This is a genomic window from Streptomyces sp. NPDC097129 (assembly GCF_055668065.1).
On the sequence record NZ_JBVOQE010000007.1, the window covers coordinates 207,308 to 225,988 of the forward strand.

Here is an 18,681-nt window from a genome sequence, read left to right on the forward strand (position 1 = left end):
TTCCGGGAAGTGTGGTGCGGCACTGGCCAGGCACCCGGTGAACCTCTTCCCCACGACAAGGGATGTTCGAACAAGGGACATCTGTGTCAGGGGGAGTGCGACACGCCCGACCGCGTGGGTCGGACAAAGTCGAAGGAACACCAGGTTCCAGAGCTGTAGAGAGACAGGACTACTGAGTAGCCATGGCGGGACAGAAGATCCGCATCCGGCTCAAGGCCTACGACCACGAGGTCATCGACTCTTCGGCGAAGAAGATCGTCGAGACGGTGACGCGCACTGGTGCGTCGGTCGCGGGCCCGGTGCCGCTGCCCACTGAGAAGAACGTGTACTGCGTCATCAAGTCGCCGCACAAGTACAAGGACTCGCGCGAGCACTTCGAGATGCGCACGCACAAGCGCCTGATCGACATCCTCGACCCGACCCCCAAGACCGTTGACTCTCTGATGCGACTCGACCTCCCGGCCGGTGTCGACATCGAGATCAAGCTCTGAGGCTGGTGGGCTGAGAATGGCTAAGCAGATCAAGGGCATCCTGGGCGAGAAGCTCGGCATGACGCAGGTGTGGGACGAGAACAACCGTGTTGTTCCGGTCACCGTCGTCAAGGCCGGCCCCAACGTCGTCACCCAGGTCCGTACGAACGACGTCGACGGCTACGAGTCGGTCCAGATCGCCTTCGGCGAGATCGACCCGCGCAAGGTGAACAAGCCCCTCAAGGGCCACTTCGCCAAGGCCGACGTCACCCCTCGCCGTCACCTCGTCGAGATCCGCACCGCGGACGCCTCCGAGTACACGCTGGGCCAGGAGATCACCGCTGAGGTGTTCGAGGCCGGCGTGAAGGTCGACGTGACCGGCAAGAGCAAGGGCAAGGGCTTCGCCGGTGTCATGAAGCGCCACAACTTCCGTGGCCTCGGCGCCGGACACGGCACCCAGCGCAAGCACCGCTCGCCCGGTTCCATCGGTGGCTGCGCCACCCCGGGCCGCGTGTTCAAGGGCCTCCGCATGGCGGGTCGCATGGGCAACGAGCGGGTCACCACCCAGAACCTGACCGTCCACGCCGTTGACGCGGAGAAGGGTCTGCTGCTCATCAAGGGCGCGGTTCCCGGTCCGAACGGCGGCCTCGTCCTGGTCCGCACCGCGGCCAAGGGGGCCTGAGGTACCGATGAGCACTGTTGACATCCTTTCGCCTGCCGGCGAGAAGACCGGTAGCGTCGAGCTCCCCGCGGAGATCTTCGGCGTGGAGAAGATCAGCATCCCGCTGCTTCACCAGGTCGTCGTCGCGCAGAACGCCGCTGCCCGTCAGGGCACGCACAAGACCAAGCGTCGCGGTGAAGTCCGCGGTGGCGGCAAGAAGCCGTACCGCCAGAAGGGCACCGGCCGCGCCCGTCAGGGCTCGACCCGCGCCCCGCAGTTCGCCGGCGGTGGCGTCGTCCACGGCCCGCAGCCGCGTGACTACTCGCAGCGGACCCCGAAGAAGATGAAGGCCGCGGCCCTGCGCCACGCCCTCACCGACCGGGCCCGCCACAACCGCATCCACGTCGTCTCCGGCGTGATCGAGGGCGCGAACCCGTCCACGAAGGCCGCCAAGTCGCTGTTCGGCAAGATCTCGGAGCGCAAGAACCTGCTCCTGGTCGTCGACCGCGCCGACGAGGCCGCGTGGCTGTCCGCCCGCAACCTGCCCCAGGTCCACATCCTGGAGCCGGGCCAGCTGAACACGTACGACGTTCTCGTCTCGGACGACGTGGTCTTCACCCAGGCCGCTTTCGAGTCCTTCGTGTCTGGCCCCAAGGCCGCTGACACCGAAGGGAGCGAGGCCTGATGGCTATCCGTCACCCCGCTATCGCCTCGAAGGCCGCCAAGGCCGCCAAGGCCGCGCGCGTCGCCAAGGCGCGTCGCCACGCCACCGAGGGCAAGAACACCGTCGAGACCCCGCTGAGCAAGTCCTTCACGGACCCCCGTGACGTGCTGCTCAAGCCGGTCGTCTCCGAGAAGAGCTACGCGCTCCTCGACGAGAACAAGTACACGTTCATCGTCGCCCCGGGCGCCAACAAGACCCAGATCAAGCAGGCCGTCCAGGCGGTCTTCTCGGTCAAGGTCACCGGGGTCAACACGATCAACCGCCAGGGCAAGCGCAAGCGCACCAAGACCGGCTTCGGTCAGCGTGCCGGCAGCAAGCGGGCGATCGTGACCCTCGCCGAGGGCGACCGTATCGACATCTTCGGCGGTCCGACCGCGTAAGCGGGTCGGATCGTCCGATATCGGACGAGGACTGAGAAATGGGAATCCGCAAGTACAAGCCGACTACGCCGGGCCGTCGTGGCGCCAGCGTCGCCGACTTCGTCGAGGTCACGCGGTCCACGCCGGAGAAGTCGCTGGTCCGCCCGCTGCACAGCAAGGGCGGCCGTAACAACGCCGGTCGTGTGACCGTCCGCCACCAGGGCGGTGGCCACAAGCGCGCCTACCGAGTGATCGACTTCCGTCGTCACGACAAGGACGGCGTGCCGGCGAAGGTCGCGCACATCGAGTACGACCCGAACCGCACGGCGCGCATCGCCCTTCTGCACTACGCGGACGGCGAGAAGCGCTACATCCTGGCCCCCCGTGGGCTGAACCAGGGCGACCGGATCGAGAACGGCCCCGGTGCCGACATCAAGCCCGGCAACAACCTGGCGCTGCGCAACATCCCCGTCGGTACGACGATCCACTCCGTGGAGCTTCGTCCGGGCGGCGGCGCCAAGTTCGCCCGCTCCGCCGGTGCCTCCGTGCAGCTGCTCGCGAAGGAGGGCACGATGGCCCACCTCCGCATGCCGTCCGGTGAGATCCGCCTGGTCGACCAGCGCTGCCGCGCCACGGTCGGCGAGGTCGGCAACGCCGAGCAGAGCAACATCAACTGGGGCAAGGCCGGCCGTAAGCGCTGGCTGGGCGTCCGCCCGACCGTTCGCGGTGTGGCGATGAACCCGGTTGACCACCCCCACGGTGGTGGTGAGGGCAAGACCTCCGGTGGTCGCCACCCGGTCAGCCCCTGGGGTCAGAAGGAAGGTCGTACTCGTTCGCCGAAGAAGGCTTCGAACAAGTACATCGTCCGCCGCCGCAAGACGAACAAGAAGCGCTAGGAGCGGGTTTAGATGCCGCGCAGTCTCAAGAAGGGGCCCTTCGTCGACGACCACCTGATCAAGAAGGTGGACACGCAGAACGAAGCCGGCACCAAGAACGTCATCAAGACCTGGTCCCGTCGCTCCATGATCGTCCCGGCGATGCTGGGCCACACGATCGCGGTGCACAACGGCAAGACCCACATCCCGGTGTTCGTCACCGAGTCGATGGTCGGCCACAAGCTCGGCGAGTTCTCGCCGACGCGCACCTTCCGGGGTCACGTCAAGGAAGACCGGAAGTCGAAGCGCCGCTAGTAGCGGATCGCATTCAGACACGTAAGTAACTGAAGGGACAACCATGGAAGCCAGGGCCCAGGCGCGGTACATCCGCGTCACGCCCATGAAGGCCCGCCGCGTGGTGGACCTCATCCGTGGCATGGACGCCACGGAGGCCCAGGCGGTCCTGCGATTCGCTCCGCAGGCCGCCTCGGTGCCGGTGGGCAAGGTGCTCGACAGCGCCATCGCCAACGCCGCGCACAACTACGACCACACCGACGCCGACAGCCTCTACATCTCCGAGGCCTACGTCGACGAGGGCCCGACCCTGAAGCGGTTCCGGCCGCGTGCCCAGGGCCGCGCCTACCGGATCCGCAAGCGGACCAGCCACATCACCGTGGTCGTCAGCAGCAAGGAAGGAACCCGGTAATGGGCCAGAAGGTAAACCCGCACGGGTTCCGGCTCGGTGTCACGACCGACTTCAAGTCGCGTTGGTACGCCGACAAGCTGTACAAGGACTACGTCAAGGAAGACGTCGCCATCCGTCGGATGATGACGTCCGGCATGGAGCGCGCCGGCATCTCCAAGGTGGAGATCGAGCGCACCCGTGACCGCGTGCGGGTGGACATCCACACCGCTCGTCCGGGCATCGTCATCGGCCGCCGTGGCGCCGAGGCCGACCGCATCCGCGGTGACCTCGAGAAGCTCACGGGCAAGCAGGTCCAGCTGAACATCCTCGAGGTCAAGAACCCCGAGACGGACGCTCAGCTGGTTGCCCAGGCCGTCGCCGAGCAGCTCTCCTCCCGCGTCTCCTTCCGCCGCGCCATGCGTAAGAGCATGCAGTCGGCGATGAAGGCCGGCGCCAAGGGCATCAAGATCCAGTGCGGTGGCCGCCTCGGTGGCGCCGAGATGTCCCGCTCGGAGTTCTACCGCGAGGGCCGTGTGCCCCTGCACACGCTCCGCGCGAACGTGGACTACGGCTTCTTCGAGGCCAAGACGACCTTCGGCCGCATCGGCGTGAAGGTCTGGATCTACAAGGGCGACGTGAAGAACATCGCCGAGGTCCGCGCCGAGAACGCTGCGGCCCGTGCGGGTAACCGCCCGGCTCGTGGCGGCGCCGACCGCCCGGCCCGTGGTGGCCGCGGTGGCGAGCGTGGCGGGCGCGGTCGCAAGCCGCAGCAGGCTGCCGGCGCCGAGGCCCCCAAGGCCGAGGCCCCCGCGTCCGCTCCGGCTGAGAGCACCGGAACGGAGGCCTGACCGAAATGCTGATCCCCCGTAGGGTCAAGCACCGCAAGCAGCACCACCCGAAGCGCAACGGTATGTCCAAGGGTGGAACGCAGGTTGCGTTCGGCGAATACGGCATCCAGGCGCTGACCCCGGCCTACGTGACGAACCGCCAGATCGAGGCGGCCCGTATCGCGATGACCCGCCACATCAAGCGTGGCGGCAAGGTCTGGATCAACATCTACCCGGACCGTCCCCTCACCAAGAAGCCTGCCGAGACCCGCATGGGTTCCGGTAAGGGTTCGCCGGAGTGGTGGATCGCGAACGTCAAGCCCGGACGTGTGATGTTCGAGCTGTCGTACCCCAACGAGAAGATCGCCCGTGAGGCGCTCCTTCGTGCGGCCCACAAGCTGCCGATGAAGTGCCGGATCGTCAAGCGCGAGGCAGGTGAAGCGTGATGTCGGCCGGTACCAAGGCGTCCGAGCTGCGCGAGCTGGGCAACGAGGAGCTTCTGGCGAAGCTCCGCGAGGCCAAGGAAGAGCTGTTCAACCTCCGCTTCCAGGCGGCGACTGGTCAGCTCGAGAACCACGGCCGTCTGAAGGCGGTCCGCAAGGACATCGCGCGGATCTACACCCTGATGCGCGAGCGTGAGCTGGGCATCGAAACGGTGGAGAACGCATGAGCGAGAGCAACGTGACTGAGAACAAGGAAGCGCGCGGCTTCCGCAAGACCCGTGAGGGTCTGGTCGTCAGCGACAAGATGGACAAGACCGTCGTCGTCGCCGTCGAGGACCGCGTCAAGCACGCGCTGTACGGCAAGGTCATCCGCCGTACGAACAAGCTCAAGGCGCACGACGAGCAGAACGCCGCGGGTGTCGGCGACCGCGTCCTCCTCATGGAGACCCGGCCGCTGTCCGCCACGAAGCGCTGGCGCGTCGTCGAGATCCTCGAGAAGGCCAAGTAATCCCTCGTAGGGGGACCCCCTACGCATCGTTCCGCCAGGCTCGGCAGGGGTTTCGTGAAGGAACCCCTGCCGGGAACCGGCAGACATCCAGGAGATAGACGTGATCCAGCAGGAGTCGCGACTGCGTGTCGCCGACAACACTGGTGCGAAGGAGATCCTTTGCATCCGTGTGCTCGGTGGCTCCGGTCGCCGCTACGCGGGCATCGGTGACGTCATCGTCGCCACCGTGAAGGACGCGATCCCCGGTGGCAACGTGAAGAAGGGTGACGTCGTCAAGGCGGTCATCGTTCGCACCGTCAAGGAGCGCCGCCGTCCGGACGGCTCGTACATCCGCTTCGACGAGAACGCCGCCGTCATTCTGAAGAACGACGGCGACCCTCGCGGCACCCGTATCTTCGGCCCGGTCGGCCGTGAGCTGCGCGAGAAGAAGTTCATGAAGATCATCTCCCTCGCGCCGGAGGTGCTGTGAGCATGAAGATCAAGAAGGGCGACCTGGTCCAGGTCATCACCGGCAAGGACAAGGGCAAGCAGGGCAAGGTCATTGCCGCTTACCCGCGCGAGGAGCGCGTCCTGGTCGAGGGTGTCAACCGGGTCAAGAAGCACACGAAGGCCGGCCCCACCGCCGGCGGTTCGCAGGCCGGTGGCATCGTCACGACCGAGGCCCCGATCCACGTCTCCAACGTCCAGCTGGTCGTGGAGAAGGACGGGAACAAGGTCGTCACGCGTGTCGGCTACCGCTTCGACGACGAGGGCAACAAGATCCGCGTTGCCAAGCGGACGGGTGAGGACATCTGATGGCTACCACCACGACTCCGCGTCTGAAGACGAAGTACCGCGAGGAGATCGCGGGCAAGCTGCGTGACGAGTTCAAGTACGAGAACGTCATGCAGGTCCCCGGCCTCGTCAAGATCGTGGTCAACATGGGTGTGGGCGACGCCGCCCGCGACTCCAAGCTGATCGAGGGCGCCATCCGCGACCTCACCACGATCACCGGTCAGAAGCCGGCCGTCACCAAGGCCCGCAAGTCCATCGCGCAGTTCAAGCTGCGTGAGGGTCAGCCGATCGGTGCCCACGTCACGCTCCGTGGCGACCGCATGTGGGAGTTCCTGGACCGCACCCTGTCGCTCGCGCTGCCGCGCATCCGCGACTTCCGCGGCCTGTCCCCCAAGCAGTTCGACGGCCGTGGCAACTACACCTTCGGTCTCACGGAGCAGGTCATGTTCCACGAGATCGACCAGGACAAGATCGACCGTGTCCGGGGTATGGACATCACCGTGGTCACCACGGCGACCAACGACGCTGAGGGCCGTGCGCTCCTTCGTCACCTCGGCTTCCCCTTCAAGGAGGCGTGAGCGAGATGGCGAAGAAGGCTCTGATCGCTAAGGCTGCTCGCAAGCCCAAGTTCGGTGTGCGTGGCTACACCCGCTGCCAGCGCTGCGGCCGTCCGCACTCCGTGTACCGCAAGTTCGGCCTCTGCCGCGTGTGCCTTCGTGAGATGGCTCACCGTGGCGAGCTGCCGGGCGTGACCAAGAGCTCCTGGTAATCCCGTAGTTAGGGATACCTGGACCTCTCGGTAAGCAACTGGGTCGGCAGAGCCCGACGTCCCGCATGCCGTAGGCTTGTGGGGTTGGGCTCTGCCGCCCTGGATCGACTTACTACGCCGTAGGTCCCCGCACCGCACCCGTCCCGTCCATGTATGGGGAGAGGGATGGCGCATATAGGAAACCCCGGCGAGAAAGGCCACAGGCCAATTCATGACCATGACTGATCCGATCGCAGACATGCTGACGCGTCTGCGGAACGCGAACGCGGCTTACCACGACTCCGTGTCGATGCCGCACTCCAAGATCAAGTCTCACATCGCGGAGATCCTCCAGCAGGAGGGCTTCATCACCGGCTGGAAGGTCGAGGACGCCGAGGTCGGCAAGAACCTCGTGCTCGACCTGAAGTTCGGTCCGAACCGTGAGCGCTCCATCGCGGGCATCAAGCGGATCTCGAAGCCCGGTCTCCGGGTCTACGCGAAGTCCACCAACCTGCCCAAGGTGCTCGGCGGCCTCGGCGTGGCGATCATCTCCACGTCTCACGGTCTGCTCACCGACAAGCAGGCGCAGAAGAAGGGCGTGGGTGGGGAAGTCCTCGCCTACGTCTGGTAACGGAAGGGAACGGAGGAAACAGCTATGTCGCGTATCGGCAAGCTTCCCATCCCGGTTCCCGCCGGCGTGGACGTCACCATCGACGGCCGTACGGTCAAGGTCAAGGGCCCCAAGGGCGAGCTGACCCACACCATCGTCGCGCCGATCGACATCGCTAAGGGCGAGGACGGCACCCTCCAGGTGCTCCGCCCGAACGACGAGCGGCAGAGCAAGGCCCTGCACGGCCTGTCCCGCACGCTGGTGGCGAACATGATCACCGGTGTGACCCAGGGATACGTCAAGAAGCTCGAGATCAGCGGTGTCGGTTACCGAGTGACGGCCAAGGGCTCGAACCTCGAGTTCGCGCTGGGCTACAGCCACCCGATCACCGTCGAGGCCCCCGAGGGCATCTCCTTCAAGGTGGAGACCCCGACCCGTTTCTCGGTCGAGGGCATCGACAAGCAGAAGGTCGGCGAGGTTGCGGCCAACATCCGCAAGCTGCGCAAGCCTGACCCGTACAAGGCCAAGGGCGTCAAGTACGAGGGCGAAGTCATCCGCCGCAAGGTCGGAAAGGCGGGTAAGTAAGCCATGGCATACGGGCAGAAGATCCTCAAGGGCGACGCTTACAAGCGTGCTGCTATCAAGCGTCGTCACCTTCGGATCCGCAAGAATGTCTCCGGTACCGCGGAGCGTCCCCGCCTGGTCGTGACCCGCTCCAACCGTCACATCGTGGCGCAGGTGATCGACGACCTGAAGGGCCACACCCTGGCGTCGGCGTCCACCCTGGACAGCTCGATCCGCGGTGGCGAGGGCGACAAGTCCGCCCAGGCCAAGCAGGTCGGCGCCCTGGTCGCCGAGCGTGCCAAGGCCGCCGGTGTCGAGGCCGTCGTGTTCGACCGTGGTGGCAACCAGTACGCCGGGCGCATCGCCGCCCTGGCGGACGCCGCCCGCGAGGCCGGGCTCAAGTTCTGAGCCGCCGTAGCTAGCGGAAAAAGAGAGAGGTAATCCAATGGCTGGACCCCAGCGCCGCGGGAGCGGTGCCGGTGGCGGCGAGCGGCGGGACCGGAAGGGCCGTGACGGCGGCGCTGCTGCCGCCGAGAAGACCGCGTACGTCGAGCGCGTCGTCGCGATCAACCGTGTCGCCAAGGTTGTGAAGGGTGGTCGTCGCTTCAGCTTCACCGCGCTGGTCGTGGTGGGCGACGGTGACGGCACCGTAGGTGTCGGTTACGGCAAGGCCAAGGAGGTGCCGGCCGCCATCGCCAAGGGTGTTGAGGAGGCCAAGAAGCACTTCTTCAAGGTCCCCCGTATCCAGGGCACCATCCCCCACCCGATCCAGGGTGAGAAGGCTGCCGGCGTCGTGCTGCTCAAGCCGGCTTCGCCGGGTACCGGTGTTATCGCCGGTGGTCCCGTGCGTGCCGTGCTCGAGTGCGCCGGCGTTCACGACATCCTGTCGAAGTCCCTGGGCTCCGACAACGCCATCAACATCGTGCACGCGACCGTGGCGGCCCTGAAGGGTCTGCAGCGTCCCGAGGAGATCGCGGCCCGCCGTGGTCTGCCGCTCGAGGACGTCGCCCCCGCGGCTCTGCTGCGTGCACGTGCCGGGGCGGGTGCGTAATCATGGCGCAGCTCAAGATCACGCAGGTCAAGTCCTACATCGGCAGCAAGCAGAACCACCGTGACACCCTGCGCTCCCTTGGTCTCAAGGGCATCAACACGCAGGTCGTCAAGGAGGACCGCCCCGAGTTCCGCGGCATGGTGCACACCGTCCGCCACCTCGTGACGGTCGAGGAGGTCGACTGATCATGGCGGAGAACAACCCGCTCAAGATCCACAACCTCCGTCCTGCCCCGGGTGCCAAGACCGCGAAGACCCGTGTCGGTCGTGGTGAGGCGTCGAAGGGTAAGACGGCCGGTCGTGGTACCAAGGGCACCAAGGCCCGTTACCAGGTTCCGGAGCGCTTCGAGGGTGGGCAGATGCCCCTCCACATGCGCCTCCCGAAGCTGAAGGGCTTCAAGAACCCGTTCAAGACCGAGTACCAGGTCGTGAACCTCGACAAGCTGGCCGCGCTGTACCCGGAGGGTGGCGAGGTCACCGTCGAGGGTCTCGTCGCCAAGGGTGCCGTTCGCAAGAACAGCCTCGTCAAGGTCCTCGGCCAGGGCGAGGTCTCCGTGGCGCTGCAGGTGACGGTCGACGCCGTCTCCGGTTCCGCCAAGGAGAAGATCACCGCCGCGGGCGGTACGGTCACCGAGCTCATCTGAGCCTGATGACGTAACACGTCAACCGGGGATACTCCACAATTGGGGTATCCCCGGTTGGTCGTTCCTAGGGAAGCAGTGTCGCCGGTAAGGTAGCGTGCACTGTTCTTTTTCGTATTCGTCGAACCTCAAGACCGCCCTTCGACGCAGTTGCGCGGGGGTCGCAGGAGGCACCGTGCTCACCGCGTTCGCCCGGGCGTTCAAGACGCCCGACCTGCGCAAGAAGCTGCTCTTCACGCTCGGCATCATCGTGGTCTACCGGGTCGGTACCCACATCCCGATTCCCGGCGTGGACTACAAGTCCGTCCAGCAGTGCGTGGACGAGGCGTCCGGCAACCAGGGCCTCTTCGGTCTGGTCAACATGTTCAGCGGCGGTGCGCTGCTGCAGATCACGGTGTTCGCGCTGGGCATCATGCCGTACATCACGGCGAGCATCATCCTGCAGCTGCTGACCGTGGTGATCCCGCGCCTGGAGGCCCTGAAGAAGGAGGGCCAGGCCGGTACCGCCAAGATCACGCAGTACACCCGCTATCTGACCATCGCCCTGGCCATCCTCCAGGGCACCGGTCTGGTGGCCACCGCCCGCAGCGGCGCCCTGTTCAACGGCTGCACCGTCGCGTCGCAGATCGTTCCCGACCGGGCCATCTTCTCCACCATCACCATGGTCATCTGCATGACCGCCGGCACGGCCGTCGTCATGTGGCTGGGTGAGCTGATCACCGACCGCGGTATCGGCAACGGCATGTCGATCCTGATGTTCATCTCGATCGCCGCGACCTTCCCGTCCGCCCTGTGGTCGATCAAGAAGTCCGGCAACCTGGCCGGCGGCTGGATCGAGTTCGGCACGGTGATCCTGGTCGGCCTGATCATGGTCGGGCTCGTGGTCTTCGTGGAGCAGGCCCAGCGCCGTATCCCCGTCCAGTACGCGAAGCGGATGATCGGCCGCCGTTCCTACGGCGGTACGTCGACCTACATCCCGCTGAAGGTGAACCAGGCGGGTGTGATTCCCGTCATCTTCGCCTCGTCGCTGCTGTACATTCCGGCGCTGGTCGCGCAGTTCGCCGGGGGCAACTCGGGGTGGAAGACCTGGGTTCAGCAGAACCTGGTGAAGGGCGACCACCCGGTTTACATCACTTTGTACTTCTTGCTCATCGTGTTCTTCGCGTTCTTCTACGTGGCGATCTCCTTCAACCCCGAAGAAGTCGCCGACAACATGAAGAAGTATGGTGGCTTCATCCCGGGCATCCGGGCTGGCCGACCGACCGCTGAGTACCTCTCCTACGTGCTCAACCGGATCACCTGGCCGGGTTCGCTGTACTTGGGTCTGATCGCTCTCGTGCCGACGATGGCGTTGGTGGGCTTCGGGGCAAGCCAGAACTTCCCGTTCGGCGGGACCAGCATCCTGATCATCGTGGGTGTCGGTCTCGAGACGGTGAAGCAGATCGAGAGCCAGCTCCAGCAGCGCAATTACGAAGGGTTCCTCCGCTGATGCGAATCGTCCTCGTCGGGCCGCCGGGTGCCGGAAAGGGTACGCAGGCCACGCGCCTTGCCGAGCGCCTGCGCGTCCCGCACATCTCCACGGGCGACCTCTTCCGCGCCAACATCAGCCAGCAGACGGAGCTCGGGAAGCTCGCGAAGTCCTACATGGACGCCGGCAACCTCGTCCCCGACGAGGTCACCATCGCGATGGCGAAGGACCGCATGGAGCAGCCGGACGCCGAGAACGGCTTCCTGCTGGACGGCTTCCCGCGCAATGTCTCGCAGGCCGAGGCGCTGGACGAACTGCTGAACACCGAGAACATCAAGCTGGACGCGGTACTCGACCTCGAAGCCCCCGAGGACGAGGTCGTGAAGCGCATCGCCGGCCGTCGCATCTGCCGCAACGACTCGGCGCACGTCTTCCACGTGTCGTACAAGAAGCCGGCCAAGGAAGGCGTCTGTGACGTCTGCGGCGGCGAGCTGTACCAGCGGGACGACGACACCGAGGAGACGGTGCGCACCCGGCTGGAGGTCTACCACACGCAGACCGAGCCGATCATCGACTACTACAAGTCCCAGGGCCTGGTCGTGACGATCTCGGCCATGGGTCCGGTGGACGAGGTCACGCAGCGGGCGCTCGGTGCGCTGAAGCGTGAGGACGACGGCCAGTAGTCGTCGGTCCGCTGTCGGCCGTGGCGCCCTGAGGGGCGTCACGGCCGTACTGTTGTGTTGGTAACCGATTGACGTGAGTGACGGAGAGCGCAGGCCCCCCATGGTGCAGATCAAGACGCCCGAGCAGATCGCGAAGATGCGTGCGGCGGGTCTGGTCGTCGCTGCCATTCATCAGGCCACCCGCGAGGCGGCGGTGCCGGGCGCCACGACCAAGGACCTGGACGACGTCGCGCGCAAGGTGCTCGCCGAGCACGGGGCCAAGCCGAACTTCCTCGGGTACGGCGGCTTCCCGGCGACGATCTGCACCTCCGTCAACGAGGTCGTCGTCCACGGCATCCCTTCGGACGATGTCGTGCTGAAGGACGGCGACATCATCTCCATCGACTGCGGCGCGATCATCGACGGCTGGCACGGTGACGCCGCCTACACGGCGTTCGTCGGCTCCGGTCACTCCCCGGAGCTGGTCGAGCTGTCCCGGGTGACCGAGGAGTCGATGTGGGCCGGCATCGCCGCGATGAAGCTCGGCAACCGGCTCGTCGACATCTCCCGCGCGATCGAGACGTACATCCGCCGCCAGCCCAAGCCCGGCGGCGGCCGCTACGGGATCATCGAGGACTACGGCGGCCACGGCATCGGCACCGAGATGCACATGGACCCGCATCTGCTGAACTACGTCGAGAAGCGCCGCGGCAAGGGCCCCAAGCTGGTCCCCGGGTTCTGCCTGGCGATCGAGCCGATGGTGTCCCTCGGCACACCGAAGACCGAGGTCCTCTCCGACGACTGGACGGTCATCACGACCGACGGCACCTGGTCCTCCCACTGGGAGCACTCCGTCGCCCTGACGGAAGAGGGCCCCTTGGTCCTGACGTCCCCGGACGGTGGCAGGGCGAAGCTGGCGGAGTACGGCGTGACGGCGGCGCCGGATCCGCTGGGCTGAGGGCCGGCCGGGCTGTCGGCCCGGGTTTTGCCCCACCTCTTGCATGACGATCTCCCTCGTAGGGCAGACTTCCTCGTTTCGCCTTTTCGGGGGTGCTGACGTAGACTGACTCGTCGGCTCCGGTGCACCCGCATGTCCGCATGCTCACAAACGGTGCCCGCCGAAGTCGATCAAGGTAGCCGATTCGAAGGGCGAAGCGTGGCCAAGAAGCAAGGTGCCATCGAGATCGAGGGCACTGTCGTCGAGTCTCTTCCGAACGCCATGTTCAAGGTCGAGCTCCAGAACGGCCACCAGGTCCTGGCACACATCAGCGGCAAGATGCGTATGCACTACATCCGCATCCTCCCTGACGACCGGGTCGTGGTGGAGCTGTCTCCGTACGACCTGACGCGTGGCCGGATCGTCTACCGGTACAAGTAGATCTTGCCCACGCCTTGTGTGCCCTCTCGGCGCACGGGGCCGCCGGCAACTGACCCGGAGAACCTCACATCCCATGAAGGTCAAGCCGAGCGTCAAGAAGATCTGCGACAAGTGCAGGGTGATCCGCCGTCACGGCCGGGTCATGATCATCTGCGAGAACCCGCGCCACAAGCAGCGCCAGGGCTGATCGCAGACGGATCGCACCCTCTGCACCTCTTCGCAGAGTTTTCGCGCGACGCGAGCAGAATTGTTCATACGCAGGACCCAGGCAACTCAAGCGTTCGCCTGACACCCCCGGCTCGGAGGCCGGGGACCCAGTTCGTACCTGATACGGCGGCTGGGAACCGGTCCTGCGGAAGACCTCCGAAGATCACCAGGAGCCATTGAATGGCACGCGTTTCCGGTGTTGACATCCCGCGCGAAAAGCGCGTGGAGGTCGCCCTCACCTACGTGTTCGGCATCGGCCGGACCCTTTCGAAGGAGACGCTGGCTGCGACCGGCGTCGACCCGAACACCCGCGTCCGCGACCTCTCCGAGGAGCAGCTCGTCGCGATCCGCGAGTACGTCGACAACAACATCAAGACCGAGGGTGACCTCCGTCGCGAGATCCAGGCCGACATCCGCCGCAAGGTCGAGATCGGCTGCTACCAGGGTCTGCGTCACCGTCGCGGTCTGCCCGTCCGCGGTCAGCGCACCAGCACCAACGCTCGTACCCGCAAGGGCCCGCGTCGCGCCATCGCCGGCAAGAAGAAGCCGGGCAAGAAGTAGTCCGCAGCGGACCTCTGTCCACGGTCTTCGCTGTAGGACCGACCACCTCCCGTAGGAGTTTGTAGATGCCCCCCAAGGGTCGTCAGGGCGCTGCCAAGAAGGTGCGCCGCAAGGAAAAGAAGAACGTCGCTCACGGCCACGCGCACATCAAGAGCACGTTCAACAACACGATCGTCTCCATCACGGACCCGTCGGGCAACGTGATCTCCTGGGCCTCCGCCGGCCACGTCGGCTTCAAGGGCTCCCGGAAGTCCACGCCGTTCGCCGCGCAGATGGCCGCCGAGTCGGCTGCCCGCCGCGCTCAGGAGCACGGCATGCGCAAGGTCGACGTGTTCGTGAAGGGCCCGGGTTCCGGTCGTGAGACCGCGATCCGCTCCCTGCAGGCCACGGGCCTCGAGGTCGGCTCCATCCAGGACGTCACCCCGACCCCGCACAACGGCTGCCGTCCGCCGAAGCGCCGTCGCGTCTGACCTCGCTTCACAGGGCTTTCCGGGCGGTACGGCTCCTTCGGGTCGTGCCGCCCGTACCCTTGCAGTACCCGCGCTTTTCACCGGGCGCGGTTTCCGTCGGGCGTCAAATAGCGGGCGTCCACGAAAGAAGGATCTGATCCACACATGCTGATCGCTCAGCGTCCCTCGTTGACCGAAGAGGTCGTCGACGAGTTCCGCTCCCGGTTCGTGATCGAGCCGCTGGAGCCGGGCTTCGGCTACACCCTCGGCAACTCGCTCCGCCGCACCCTCCTGTCGTCGATCCCCGGCGCTGCTGTCACCAGCATCCGTATCGACGGCGTCCTGCACGAGTTCACCACCGTGCCGGGCGTCAAGGAGGACGTCACCGACCTGATCCTCAACATCAAGCAGCTGGTCGTCTCCTCGGAGCACGACGAGCCGGTCGTGATGTACCTGCGCAAGCAGGGCCCGGGTCTGGTCACCGCCGCCGACATCGCGCCCCCGGCCGGTGTCGAGGTGCACAACCCCGACCTCGTCCTCGCCACGCTCAACGGCAAGGGCAAGCTGGAGATGGAGCTGACCGTCGAGCGCGGTCGCGGCTACGTCTCCGCCGTGCAGAACAAGCAGGCGGGCCAGGAGATCGGCCGTATCCCGGTCGACTCCATCTACTCGCCGGTGCTGAAGGTCACGTACAAGGTCGAGGCCACGCGTGTCGAGCAGCGCACCGACTTCGACAAGCTGATCGTCGACGTCGAGACCAAGCAGGCGATGCGTCCGCGTGACGCCATGGCCTCCGCCGGTAAGACGCTGGTCGAGCTGTTCGGTCTCGCCCGTGAGCTGAACATCGACGCCGAGGGCATCGACATGGGTCCGTCCCCGACGGACGCCGCGCTCGCCGCCGATCTGGCGCTGCCGATCGAGGAGCTCGAGCTCACCGTTCGGTCGTACAACTGCCTCAAGCGTGAGGGCATCCACTCCGTGGGTGAGCTCGTGGCGCGTTCCGAGGCCGACCTGCTGGACATCCGCAACTTCGGTGCGAAGTCCATCGACGAGGTCAAGGCGAAGCTGGCCGGCATGGGCCTGGCCCTCAAGGACAGCCCGCCCGGATTCGACCCGACCGCCGCGGCCGACGCGTTCGGTGCCGATGACGACGCTGACGCCGGTTTCGTGGAGACCGAGCAGTACTGATTCGGCTGCCGGTCCGTTGTGGCTGGTCGCGCAGTTCCCCGCGCCCCTCACGGGGCGCGGACCCTTCCGGAGTTGAGAAGAACCCCGGATCTCCGACAGACAACCGTCTGCTCGGATACTGACCTCGGTACCTGATACGGCCGGGGCAGACACACAGGAGATTGATCATGCCGAAGCCCACCAAGGGTGCCCGTCTGGGCGGCAGCGCCGCGCACGAGAAGCTGCTCCTCGCGAACCTCGCGAAGAGCCTCTTCGAGCACGGCCGCATCACCACCACCGAGGCGAAGGCGCGCAAGCTGCGTCCGTACGCCGAGCGTCTGGTCACCAAGGCGAAGAAGGGCGACCTTCACAACCGCCGTCAGGTGCTCCAGGTGATCACGGACAAGAGCATCGTCCACACGCTCTTCACCGAGATCGGCCCGCGCTACGAGAACCGTCCGGGTGGCTACACCCGCATCACCAAGATCGGTAACCGCCGTGGCGACAACGCGCCCATGGCTGTCATCGAGCTGGTCGAGGCGCTGACGGTGCAGCAGAACGCCGTGGGTGAGGCCGAGGCCGCCACCAAGCGTGCGGTCAAGGAGGCCGACGAGGCCAAGGTCGAGGAGACCAAGGCCGAGGACGCCGCCGAGCCCGCCGCGGACGCGGCTGAGGAAAGCGGCAAGGACGCCTGAGGCTCTGCCTGACGTCTGAAGAGCGGGCCCGTTCCTTTCGAGGAGCGGGCCCGTTCTTGTGTTACTGAGAGGATCTGTACGTGAGTGATGAAGCAGCGCCGGGTCATGTCCGTGTCCGCCTCGACCTGTCCTACGACGGCACCGACTTCTCCGGGTGGGCCAAGCAGGCCGGCGGACGGCGCACCGTGCAGGGGGAGATCGAGGACGCGCTGCGGACCGTCACCCGCTCCCGGGAGACGTACGAGCTGACCGTCGCCGGCCGCACCGACGCCGGGGTGCACGCGCGCGGACAGGTGGCGCACGTGGATCTGCCCGAGGACGTCTGGCGTGAGCATCACGAGAAGCTGCTGAAGCGGCTCGCGGGGCGCCTGCCGAAGGATGTGCGGGTGTGGGCGCTGCGGCCGGCGCCGAGCGGGTTCAACGCCCGTTTCTCGGCCGTCTGGCGCCGGTACGCGTACCGGGTGACGGACAACCCCGGCGGCGTCGACCCGCTGCTGCGCAACCATGTGCTGTGGCACGACTGGCCGCTCGACGTCGACGCCATGAACGAGGCCGCGCGGGGGCTGCTCGGGGAGCACGACTTCGCCGCGTACTGCAAGAAGCGGGAGGGCGCGACGACCATCCGTACGCTGCAGGAGCTGAGCCTGTCGCGGTGCGACGACGGGATCATCACCGCGACCGTGCGGGCCGACGCCTTCTGCCACAACATGGTGCGGTCGCTGATCGGGGCGCTGTTGTTCGTGGGGGACGGGCATCGGGCGCCCGAGTGGCCCGCGAAGGTGCTGGCGGCGGGGGTGCGGGACTCCGCCGTGCATGTGGTGCGGCCGCACGGGCTGACGCTGGAGGAGGTCGGGTATCCGGCGGACTCGCTGCTCGCGGAGCGCAGCCGCGCCGCTCGGAACAAGCGCAGCCTGCCCCTGCGGGGCAGCTGTTGTTAGTGCCGGGTTCTGTCGTCTTCCGGGTGCAACGCCGTCGTGGCCGGTCGCGCCCACGCGGCGGAGCCGCATATCGACACAGCCCCGCGCCCCTGAGTCGGCTTCCCTGCCGTGTGTTCCCTGGCGCACGGCACTGGTGAGGCCGACAGACGCACGCTGTACGGCGTTATCCGCGACCCGCATGCGATGCGGACCCCCGCCGGGAGTTCGTTGCCCTCTTCGACGTGGGCGCCGTCGCCGATGACCGTCGCGTCCAGGGACGTGCCGGGGCCCACGTGGGCGTGGCGGCCGACGGCCGAGGCGTGGACCGTGGCGCCGGTGCCGATGCGGGCGCCGGTCATCACCACGCTGCCCTCGACGACCGCGCCCTCGTCGATCACCGCGCCGGGGGAGACGACCGTGCCGCCGCGGAGCACCGCGCCGGGGTGGACGCGGGCACCGGGCAGGACCAGCGCGTCGCCGGGCGGGCCGGGCAGCGCGGGGGAGGTGACGCGGCCGCGGACCAGGTCGGCGGAGCCCTGGACGAAGGCGGCGGGGGTGCCGAGGTCGAGCCAGTAGGTGTCGTCCACCACACCGCGCACGTGGGCGTCGGCCGCGAGCAGCTCGGGGAAGGTCTCGCGTTCCACGGAGACGACCCGGTCCGGCGGGATGCGGTCGATGACCGAGCGGGTGAAGACGTAGCAGCCGGCGTTGATCTGGTCGGTGATGATCTCTTCCGGGGTCTGCGGCTTCTCCAGGAACGCGGTGACCCGGCCGCCCTCGTCGGTCGGGACCAGGCCGAAGGCGCGCGGGTCGCCGACCCGTTTCAGCTGCAGGGTGACGTCGGCGCCGGTGGCCCGGTGGTGGGCGCGCAGGGCGGCGATGCCGACGCCGGAGAGGATGTCGCCGTTGAAGACGAGCACCGGGTCGCCGGGCGCGCTGCGCAGGCGGCGGGCGGCGTTGCGGATGGCGCCGCCGGTGCCGAGGGCGCTCTCCTCGGTGACGTACTCCAGCTCCAGGCCGAGCCGGGCGCCGTTGCCGTACTCCGCCTCGAAGAGTTCCGCGAGGTAGGAGGTGGCGAGGATGACGCGGGTCACGCCCGCGGCGGCGGCCCGCGCCAGCTGGTGGGTGAGGAAGGGCACCCCGGCGACGGGCAGCAGCGGCTTGGGGATGTGGCTGGTCAGGGGGCGCAGCCGGGTGCCCTGACCACCCACGAGAAGGATCGCTTCGGACATGAGGCT

32 protein-coding genes are annotated in these 18,681 nt (G+C 66.8%); 31 read left to right on the forward strand and 1 reads right to left on the reverse strand.

Translation table 11 applies throughout. The features are described from left to right. Window positions 1-182 precede the first annotated feature (182 nt). The 31 genes from rpsJ (at window position 183) to truA (ending at window position 17,464) form a co-directional block, all read left to right on the forward strand. Entirely contained in the window at window positions 183-491 is a 309-nt protein-coding gene (gene rpsJ, locus AC0B9F_RS21570) for a 30S ribosomal protein S10 (protein ID WP_003948644.1), read from the forward strand. A gap of 16 nt (window positions 492-507) precedes the next feature. Further along, the gene (gene rplC / locus AC0B9F_RS21575) at window positions 508-1,152 is read left to right on the forward strand and encodes a 50S ribosomal protein L3 (protein ID WP_014674369.1); all 645 of its coding nucleotides are present in this window, start codon (window positions 508-510) and stop codon (window positions 1,150-1,152) included. Window positions 1,153-1,159: 7 nt separating this feature from the next. After that, on the forward strand, window positions 1,160-1,816 hold the full coding sequence (gene rplD / locus AC0B9F_RS21580; RefSeq protein ID WP_472004970.1) for a 50S ribosomal protein L4: 657 nt from the start codon (window positions 1,160-1,162) through the stop codon (window positions 1,814-1,816). Further along, window positions 1,816-2,235 (forward strand): 50S ribosomal protein L23, encoded by a 420-nt coding sequence (rplW, locus tag AC0B9F_RS21585; protein ID WP_472004972.1) that lies wholly within the window; start codon window positions 1,816-1,818, stop codon window positions 2,233-2,235. Before rplD ends, rplW begins: the two co-directional genes overlap by 1 nt. Before the next feature lie 38 nt (window positions 2,236-2,273). Next, window positions 2,274-3,110 (forward strand): 50S ribosomal protein L2, encoded by an 837-nt coding sequence (rplB, locus tag AC0B9F_RS21590; protein ID WP_472004974.1) that lies wholly within the window; start codon window positions 2,274-2,276, stop codon window positions 3,108-3,110. Between the two features lie 12 nt (window positions 3,111-3,122). Further along, window positions 3,123-3,404 (forward strand): 30S ribosomal protein S19, encoded by a 282-nt coding sequence (gene rpsS, locus AC0B9F_RS21595; RefSeq protein ID WP_073753479.1) that lies wholly within the window; start codon window positions 3,123-3,125, stop codon window positions 3,402-3,404. A 43-nt stretch (window positions 3,405-3,447) separates the two neighbouring features. After that, a complete protein-coding gene (gene rplV, locus AC0B9F_RS21600; RefSeq protein WP_019329637.1) occupies window positions 3,448-3,795 on the forward strand; it encodes a 50S ribosomal protein L22 in 348 nt (115 codons plus the stop codon). After that, window positions 3,795-4,622 carry a 30S ribosomal protein S3 gene (gene rpsC, locus AC0B9F_RS21605; protein ID WP_116148545.1) on the forward strand — a complete coding sequence of 276 codons (828 nt, stop codon included), beginning with the start codon at window positions 3,795-3,797 and terminating at the stop codon, window positions 4,620-4,622. Before rplV ends, rpsC begins: the two co-directional genes overlap by 1 nt. 5 nt (window positions 4,623-4,627) lie before the next feature. Next, window positions 4,628-5,047, forward strand: a complete 420-nt coding sequence (rplP, locus tag AC0B9F_RS21610; protein WP_030174541.1) for a 50S ribosomal protein L16 — start codon at window positions 4,628-4,630, stop codon at window positions 5,045-5,047. Then, entirely contained in the window at window positions 5,047-5,271 is a 225-nt protein-coding gene (gene rpmC, locus AC0B9F_RS21615) for a 50S ribosomal protein L29 (RefSeq protein ID WP_007494763.1), read from the forward strand. The genes rplP and rpmC overlap by 1 nt, the downstream gene beginning before the upstream one ends. Beyond that, the gene (rpsQ, locus tag AC0B9F_RS21620) at window positions 5,268-5,552 is read left to right on the forward strand and encodes a 30S ribosomal protein S17 (RefSeq protein ID WP_039656223.1); all 285 of its coding nucleotides are present in this window, start codon (window positions 5,268-5,270) and stop codon (window positions 5,550-5,552) included. Before rpmC ends, rpsQ begins: the two co-directional genes overlap by 4 nt. A 100-nt stretch (window positions 5,553-5,652) precedes the next feature. After that, window positions 5,653-6,021, forward strand: coding sequence for a 50S ribosomal protein L14 (gene rplN, locus AC0B9F_RS21625; RefSeq protein ID WP_003998823.1), 369 nt, complete (start codon window positions 5,653-5,655; stop codon window positions 6,019-6,021). Between the two features lie 2 nt (window positions 6,022-6,023). Continuing rightward, window positions 6,024-6,347 carry a 50S ribosomal protein L24 gene (gene rplX / locus AC0B9F_RS21630; RefSeq protein ID WP_472004976.1) on the forward strand — a complete coding sequence of 108 codons (324 nt, stop codon included), beginning with the start codon at window positions 6,024-6,026 and terminating at the stop codon, window positions 6,345-6,347. After that, window positions 6,347-6,904: a 50S ribosomal protein L5 gene (rplE, locus tag AC0B9F_RS21635; RefSeq protein WP_053661885.1), complete on the forward strand. Its 558-nt coding sequence runs from the start codon at window positions 6,347-6,349 to the stop codon at window positions 6,902-6,904. Before rplX ends, rplE begins: the two co-directional genes overlap by 1 nt. 5 nt (window positions 6,905-6,909) lie before the next feature. After that, window positions 6,910-7,095: a type Z 30S ribosomal protein S14 gene (locus AC0B9F_RS21640; protein ID WP_003948630.1), complete on the forward strand. Its 186-nt coding sequence runs from the start codon at window positions 6,910-6,912 to the stop codon at window positions 7,093-7,095. A gap of 211 nt (window positions 7,096-7,306) precedes the next feature. Next, a complete protein-coding gene (gene rpsH, locus AC0B9F_RS21645; protein ID WP_361630554.1) occupies window positions 7,307-7,705 on the forward strand; it encodes a 30S ribosomal protein S8 in 399 nt (132 codons plus the stop codon). Window positions 7,706-7,729: 24 nt separating this feature from the next. After that, window positions 7,730-8,269 carry a 50S ribosomal protein L6 gene (rplF, locus tag AC0B9F_RS21650; RefSeq protein ID WP_363265738.1) on the forward strand — a complete coding sequence of 180 codons (540 nt, stop codon included), beginning with the start codon at window positions 7,730-7,732 and terminating at the stop codon, window positions 8,267-8,269. A gap of 3 nt (window positions 8,270-8,272) precedes the next feature. After that, window positions 8,273-8,656, forward strand: coding sequence for a 50S ribosomal protein L18 (rplR, locus tag AC0B9F_RS21655; protein WP_472004978.1), 384 nt, complete (start codon window positions 8,273-8,275; stop codon window positions 8,654-8,656). 37 nt (window positions 8,657-8,693) lie between these two features. After that, the gene (gene rpsE, locus AC0B9F_RS21660) at window positions 8,694-9,299 is read left to right on the forward strand and encodes a 30S ribosomal protein S5 (protein ID WP_005313527.1); all 606 of its coding nucleotides are present in this window, start codon (window positions 8,694-8,696) and stop codon (window positions 9,297-9,299) included. A 2-nt stretch (window positions 9,300-9,301) separates the two neighbouring features. Continuing rightward, window positions 9,302-9,484, forward strand: a complete 183-nt coding sequence (gene rpmD / locus AC0B9F_RS21665) for a 50S ribosomal protein L30 (RefSeq protein ID WP_003974250.1) — start codon at window positions 9,302-9,304, stop codon at window positions 9,482-9,484. Between the two features lie 2 nt (window positions 9,485-9,486). Further along, window positions 9,487-9,942, forward strand: a complete 456-nt coding sequence (rplO, locus tag AC0B9F_RS21670) for a 50S ribosomal protein L15 (RefSeq protein WP_472004980.1) — start codon at window positions 9,487-9,489, stop codon at window positions 9,940-9,942. Between the two features lie 172 nt (window positions 9,943-10,114). Continuing rightward, entirely contained in the window at window positions 10,115-11,428 is a 1,314-nt protein-coding gene (gene secY / locus AC0B9F_RS21675; protein ID WP_472004982.1) for a preprotein translocase subunit SecY, read from the forward strand. Beyond that, window positions 11,428-12,090, forward strand: coding sequence for an adenylate kinase (locus AC0B9F_RS21680; protein ID WP_472004984.1), 663 nt, complete (start codon window positions 11,428-11,430; stop codon window positions 12,088-12,090). Before secY ends, AC0B9F_RS21680 begins: the two co-directional genes overlap by 1 nt. A 100-nt stretch (window positions 12,091-12,190) precedes the next feature. Then, a complete protein-coding gene (map, locus tag AC0B9F_RS21685) occupies window positions 12,191-13,027 on the forward strand; it encodes a type I methionyl aminopeptidase (protein ID WP_472004985.1) in 837 nt (278 codons plus the stop codon). Window positions 13,028-13,225: 198 nt separating this feature from the next. Then, window positions 13,226-13,447: a translation initiation factor IF-1 gene (gene infA / locus AC0B9F_RS21690; protein ID WP_003948620.1), complete on the forward strand. Its 222-nt coding sequence runs from the start codon at window positions 13,226-13,228 to the stop codon at window positions 13,445-13,447. A 73-nt stretch (window positions 13,448-13,520) separates the two neighbouring features. Further along, a complete protein-coding gene (gene rpmJ, locus AC0B9F_RS21695) occupies window positions 13,521-13,634 on the forward strand; it encodes a 50S ribosomal protein L36 (protein ID WP_004984509.1) in 114 nt (37 codons plus the stop codon). A 200-nt stretch (window positions 13,635-13,834) separates the two neighbouring features. Continuing rightward, window positions 13,835-14,215, forward strand: a complete 381-nt coding sequence (rpsM, locus tag AC0B9F_RS21700; protein ID WP_009300593.1) for a 30S ribosomal protein S13 — start codon at window positions 13,835-13,837, stop codon at window positions 14,213-14,215. 65 nt (window positions 14,216-14,280) lie between these two features. Continuing rightward, on the forward strand, window positions 14,281-14,685 hold the full coding sequence (gene rpsK, locus AC0B9F_RS21705; RefSeq protein WP_003956432.1) for a 30S ribosomal protein S11: 405 nt from the start codon (window positions 14,281-14,283) through the stop codon (window positions 14,683-14,685). Window positions 14,686-14,829: 144 nt separating this feature from the next. Continuing rightward, window positions 14,830-15,852 carry a DNA-directed RNA polymerase subunit alpha gene (locus AC0B9F_RS21710; RefSeq protein WP_024755423.1) on the forward strand — a complete coding sequence of 341 codons (1,023 nt, stop codon included), beginning with the start codon at window positions 14,830-14,832 and terminating at the stop codon, window positions 15,850-15,852. A 167-nt stretch (window positions 15,853-16,019) separates the two neighbouring features. Then, a complete protein-coding gene (gene rplQ / locus AC0B9F_RS21715; protein WP_472004988.1) occupies window positions 16,020-16,526 on the forward strand; it encodes a 50S ribosomal protein L17 in 507 nt (168 codons plus the stop codon). Between the two features lie 80 nt (window positions 16,527-16,606). Next, window positions 16,607-17,464: a tRNA pseudouridine(38-40) synthase TruA gene (truA, locus tag AC0B9F_RS21720; protein ID WP_472004990.1), complete on the forward strand. Its 858-nt coding sequence runs from the start codon at window positions 16,607-16,609 to the stop codon at window positions 17,462-17,464. Here the strand turns inward: truA and manB are convergent. Continuing rightward, window positions 17,461-18,675 carry a mannose-1-phosphate guanylyltransferase gene (manB, locus tag AC0B9F_RS21725; RefSeq protein WP_472004992.1) on the reverse strand — a complete coding sequence of 405 codons (1,215 nt, stop codon included), beginning with the start codon at window positions 18,673-18,675 and terminating at the stop codon, window positions 17,461-17,463. The two genes, truA and manB, sit on opposite strands and share 4 nt — an antisense overlap. Between the last annotated feature and the right edge of the window lie 6 nt (window positions 18,676-18,681).

What these genes read in the sequence shown, in the direction of transcription:
- rpsJ (WP_003948644.1), top strand. Translation starts at nt 183, where the DNA reads ATGGCGGGACAGAAGATCCGCATCCGGCTCAAGGCCTACGACCACGAG.
- rplC (WP_014674369.1), top strand. Translation starts at nt 508, where the DNA reads ATGGCTAAGCAGATCAAGGGCATCCTGGGCGAGAAGCTCGGCATGACG.
- rplD (WP_472004970.1), top strand. Translation starts at nt 1,160, where the DNA reads ATGAGCACTGTTGACATCCTTTCGCCTGCCGGCGAGAAGACCGGTAGC.
- rplW (WP_472004972.1), top strand. Translation starts at nt 1,816, where the DNA reads ATGGCTATCCGTCACCCCGCTATCGCCTCGAAGGCCGCCAAGGCCGCC.
- rplB (WP_472004974.1), top strand. Translation starts at nt 2,274, where the DNA reads ATGGGAATCCGCAAGTACAAGCCGACTACGCCGGGCCGTCGTGGCGCC.
- rpsS (WP_073753479.1), top strand. Translation starts at nt 3,123, where the DNA reads ATGCCGCGCAGTCTCAAGAAGGGGCCCTTCGTCGACGACCACCTGATC.
- rplV (WP_019329637.1), top strand. Translation starts at nt 3,448, where the DNA reads ATGGAAGCCAGGGCCCAGGCGCGGTACATCCGCGTCACGCCCATGAAG.
- rpsC (WP_116148545.1), top strand. Translation starts at nt 3,795, where the DNA reads ATGGGCCAGAAGGTAAACCCGCACGGGTTCCGGCTCGGTGTCACGACC.
- rplP (WP_030174541.1), top strand. Translation starts at nt 4,628, where the DNA reads ATGCTGATCCCCCGTAGGGTCAAGCACCGCAAGCAGCACCACCCGAAG.
- rpmC (WP_007494763.1), top strand. Translation starts at nt 5,047, where the DNA reads ATGTCGGCCGGTACCAAGGCGTCCGAGCTGCGCGAGCTGGGCAACGAG.
- rpsQ (WP_039656223.1), top strand. Translation starts at nt 5,268, where the DNA reads ATGAGCGAGAGCAACGTGACTGAGAACAAGGAAGCGCGCGGCTTCCGC.
- rplX (WP_472004976.1), top strand. Translation starts at nt 6,024, where the DNA reads ATGAAGATCAAGAAGGGCGACCTGGTCCAGGTCATCACCGGCAAGGAC.
- rplE (WP_053661885.1), top strand. Translation starts at nt 6,347, where the DNA reads ATGGCTACCACCACGACTCCGCGTCTGAAGACGAAGTACCGCGAGGAG.
- AC0B9F_RS21640 (WP_003948630.1), top strand. Translation starts at nt 6,910, where the DNA reads ATGGCGAAGAAGGCTCTGATCGCTAAGGCTGCTCGCAAGCCCAAGTTC.
- rpsH (WP_361630554.1), top strand. Translation starts at nt 7,307, where the DNA reads ATGACCATGACTGATCCGATCGCAGACATGCTGACGCGTCTGCGGAAC.
- rplF (WP_363265738.1), top strand. Translation starts at nt 7,730, where the DNA reads ATGTCGCGTATCGGCAAGCTTCCCATCCCGGTTCCCGCCGGCGTGGAC.
- rplR (WP_472004978.1), top strand. Translation starts at nt 8,273, where the DNA reads ATGGCATACGGGCAGAAGATCCTCAAGGGCGACGCTTACAAGCGTGCT.
- rpsE (WP_005313527.1), top strand. Translation starts at nt 8,694, where the DNA reads ATGGCTGGACCCCAGCGCCGCGGGAGCGGTGCCGGTGGCGGCGAGCGG.
- rpmD (WP_003974250.1), top strand. Translation starts at nt 9,302, where the DNA reads ATGGCGCAGCTCAAGATCACGCAGGTCAAGTCCTACATCGGCAGCAAG.
- rplO (WP_472004980.1), top strand. Translation starts at nt 9,487, where the DNA reads ATGGCGGAGAACAACCCGCTCAAGATCCACAACCTCCGTCCTGCCCCG.
- AC0B9F_RS21680 (WP_472004984.1), top strand. Translation starts at nt 11,428, where the DNA reads ATGCGAATCGTCCTCGTCGGGCCGCCGGGTGCCGGAAAGGGTACGCAG.
- map (WP_472004985.1), top strand. Translation starts at nt 12,191, where the DNA reads ATGGTGCAGATCAAGACGCCCGAGCAGATCGCGAAGATGCGTGCGGCG.
- rpmJ (WP_004984509.1), top strand. Translation starts at nt 13,521, where the DNA reads ATGAAGGTCAAGCCGAGCGTCAAGAAGATCTGCGACAAGTGCAGGGTG.
- rpsM (WP_009300593.1), top strand. Translation starts at nt 13,835, where the DNA reads ATGGCACGCGTTTCCGGTGTTGACATCCCGCGCGAAAAGCGCGTGGAG.
- rpsK (WP_003956432.1), top strand. Translation starts at nt 14,281, where the DNA reads ATGCCCCCCAAGGGTCGTCAGGGCGCTGCCAAGAAGGTGCGCCGCAAG.
- AC0B9F_RS21710 (WP_024755423.1), top strand. Translation starts at nt 14,830, where the DNA reads ATGCTGATCGCTCAGCGTCCCTCGTTGACCGAAGAGGTCGTCGACGAG.
- rplQ (WP_472004988.1), top strand. Translation starts at nt 16,020, where the DNA reads ATGCCGAAGCCCACCAAGGGTGCCCGTCTGGGCGGCAGCGCCGCGCAC.
- manB (WP_472004992.1), bottom strand. Translation starts at nt 18,675, where the DNA reads ATGTCCGAAGCGATCCTTCTCGTGGGTGGTCAGGGCACCCGGCTGCGC.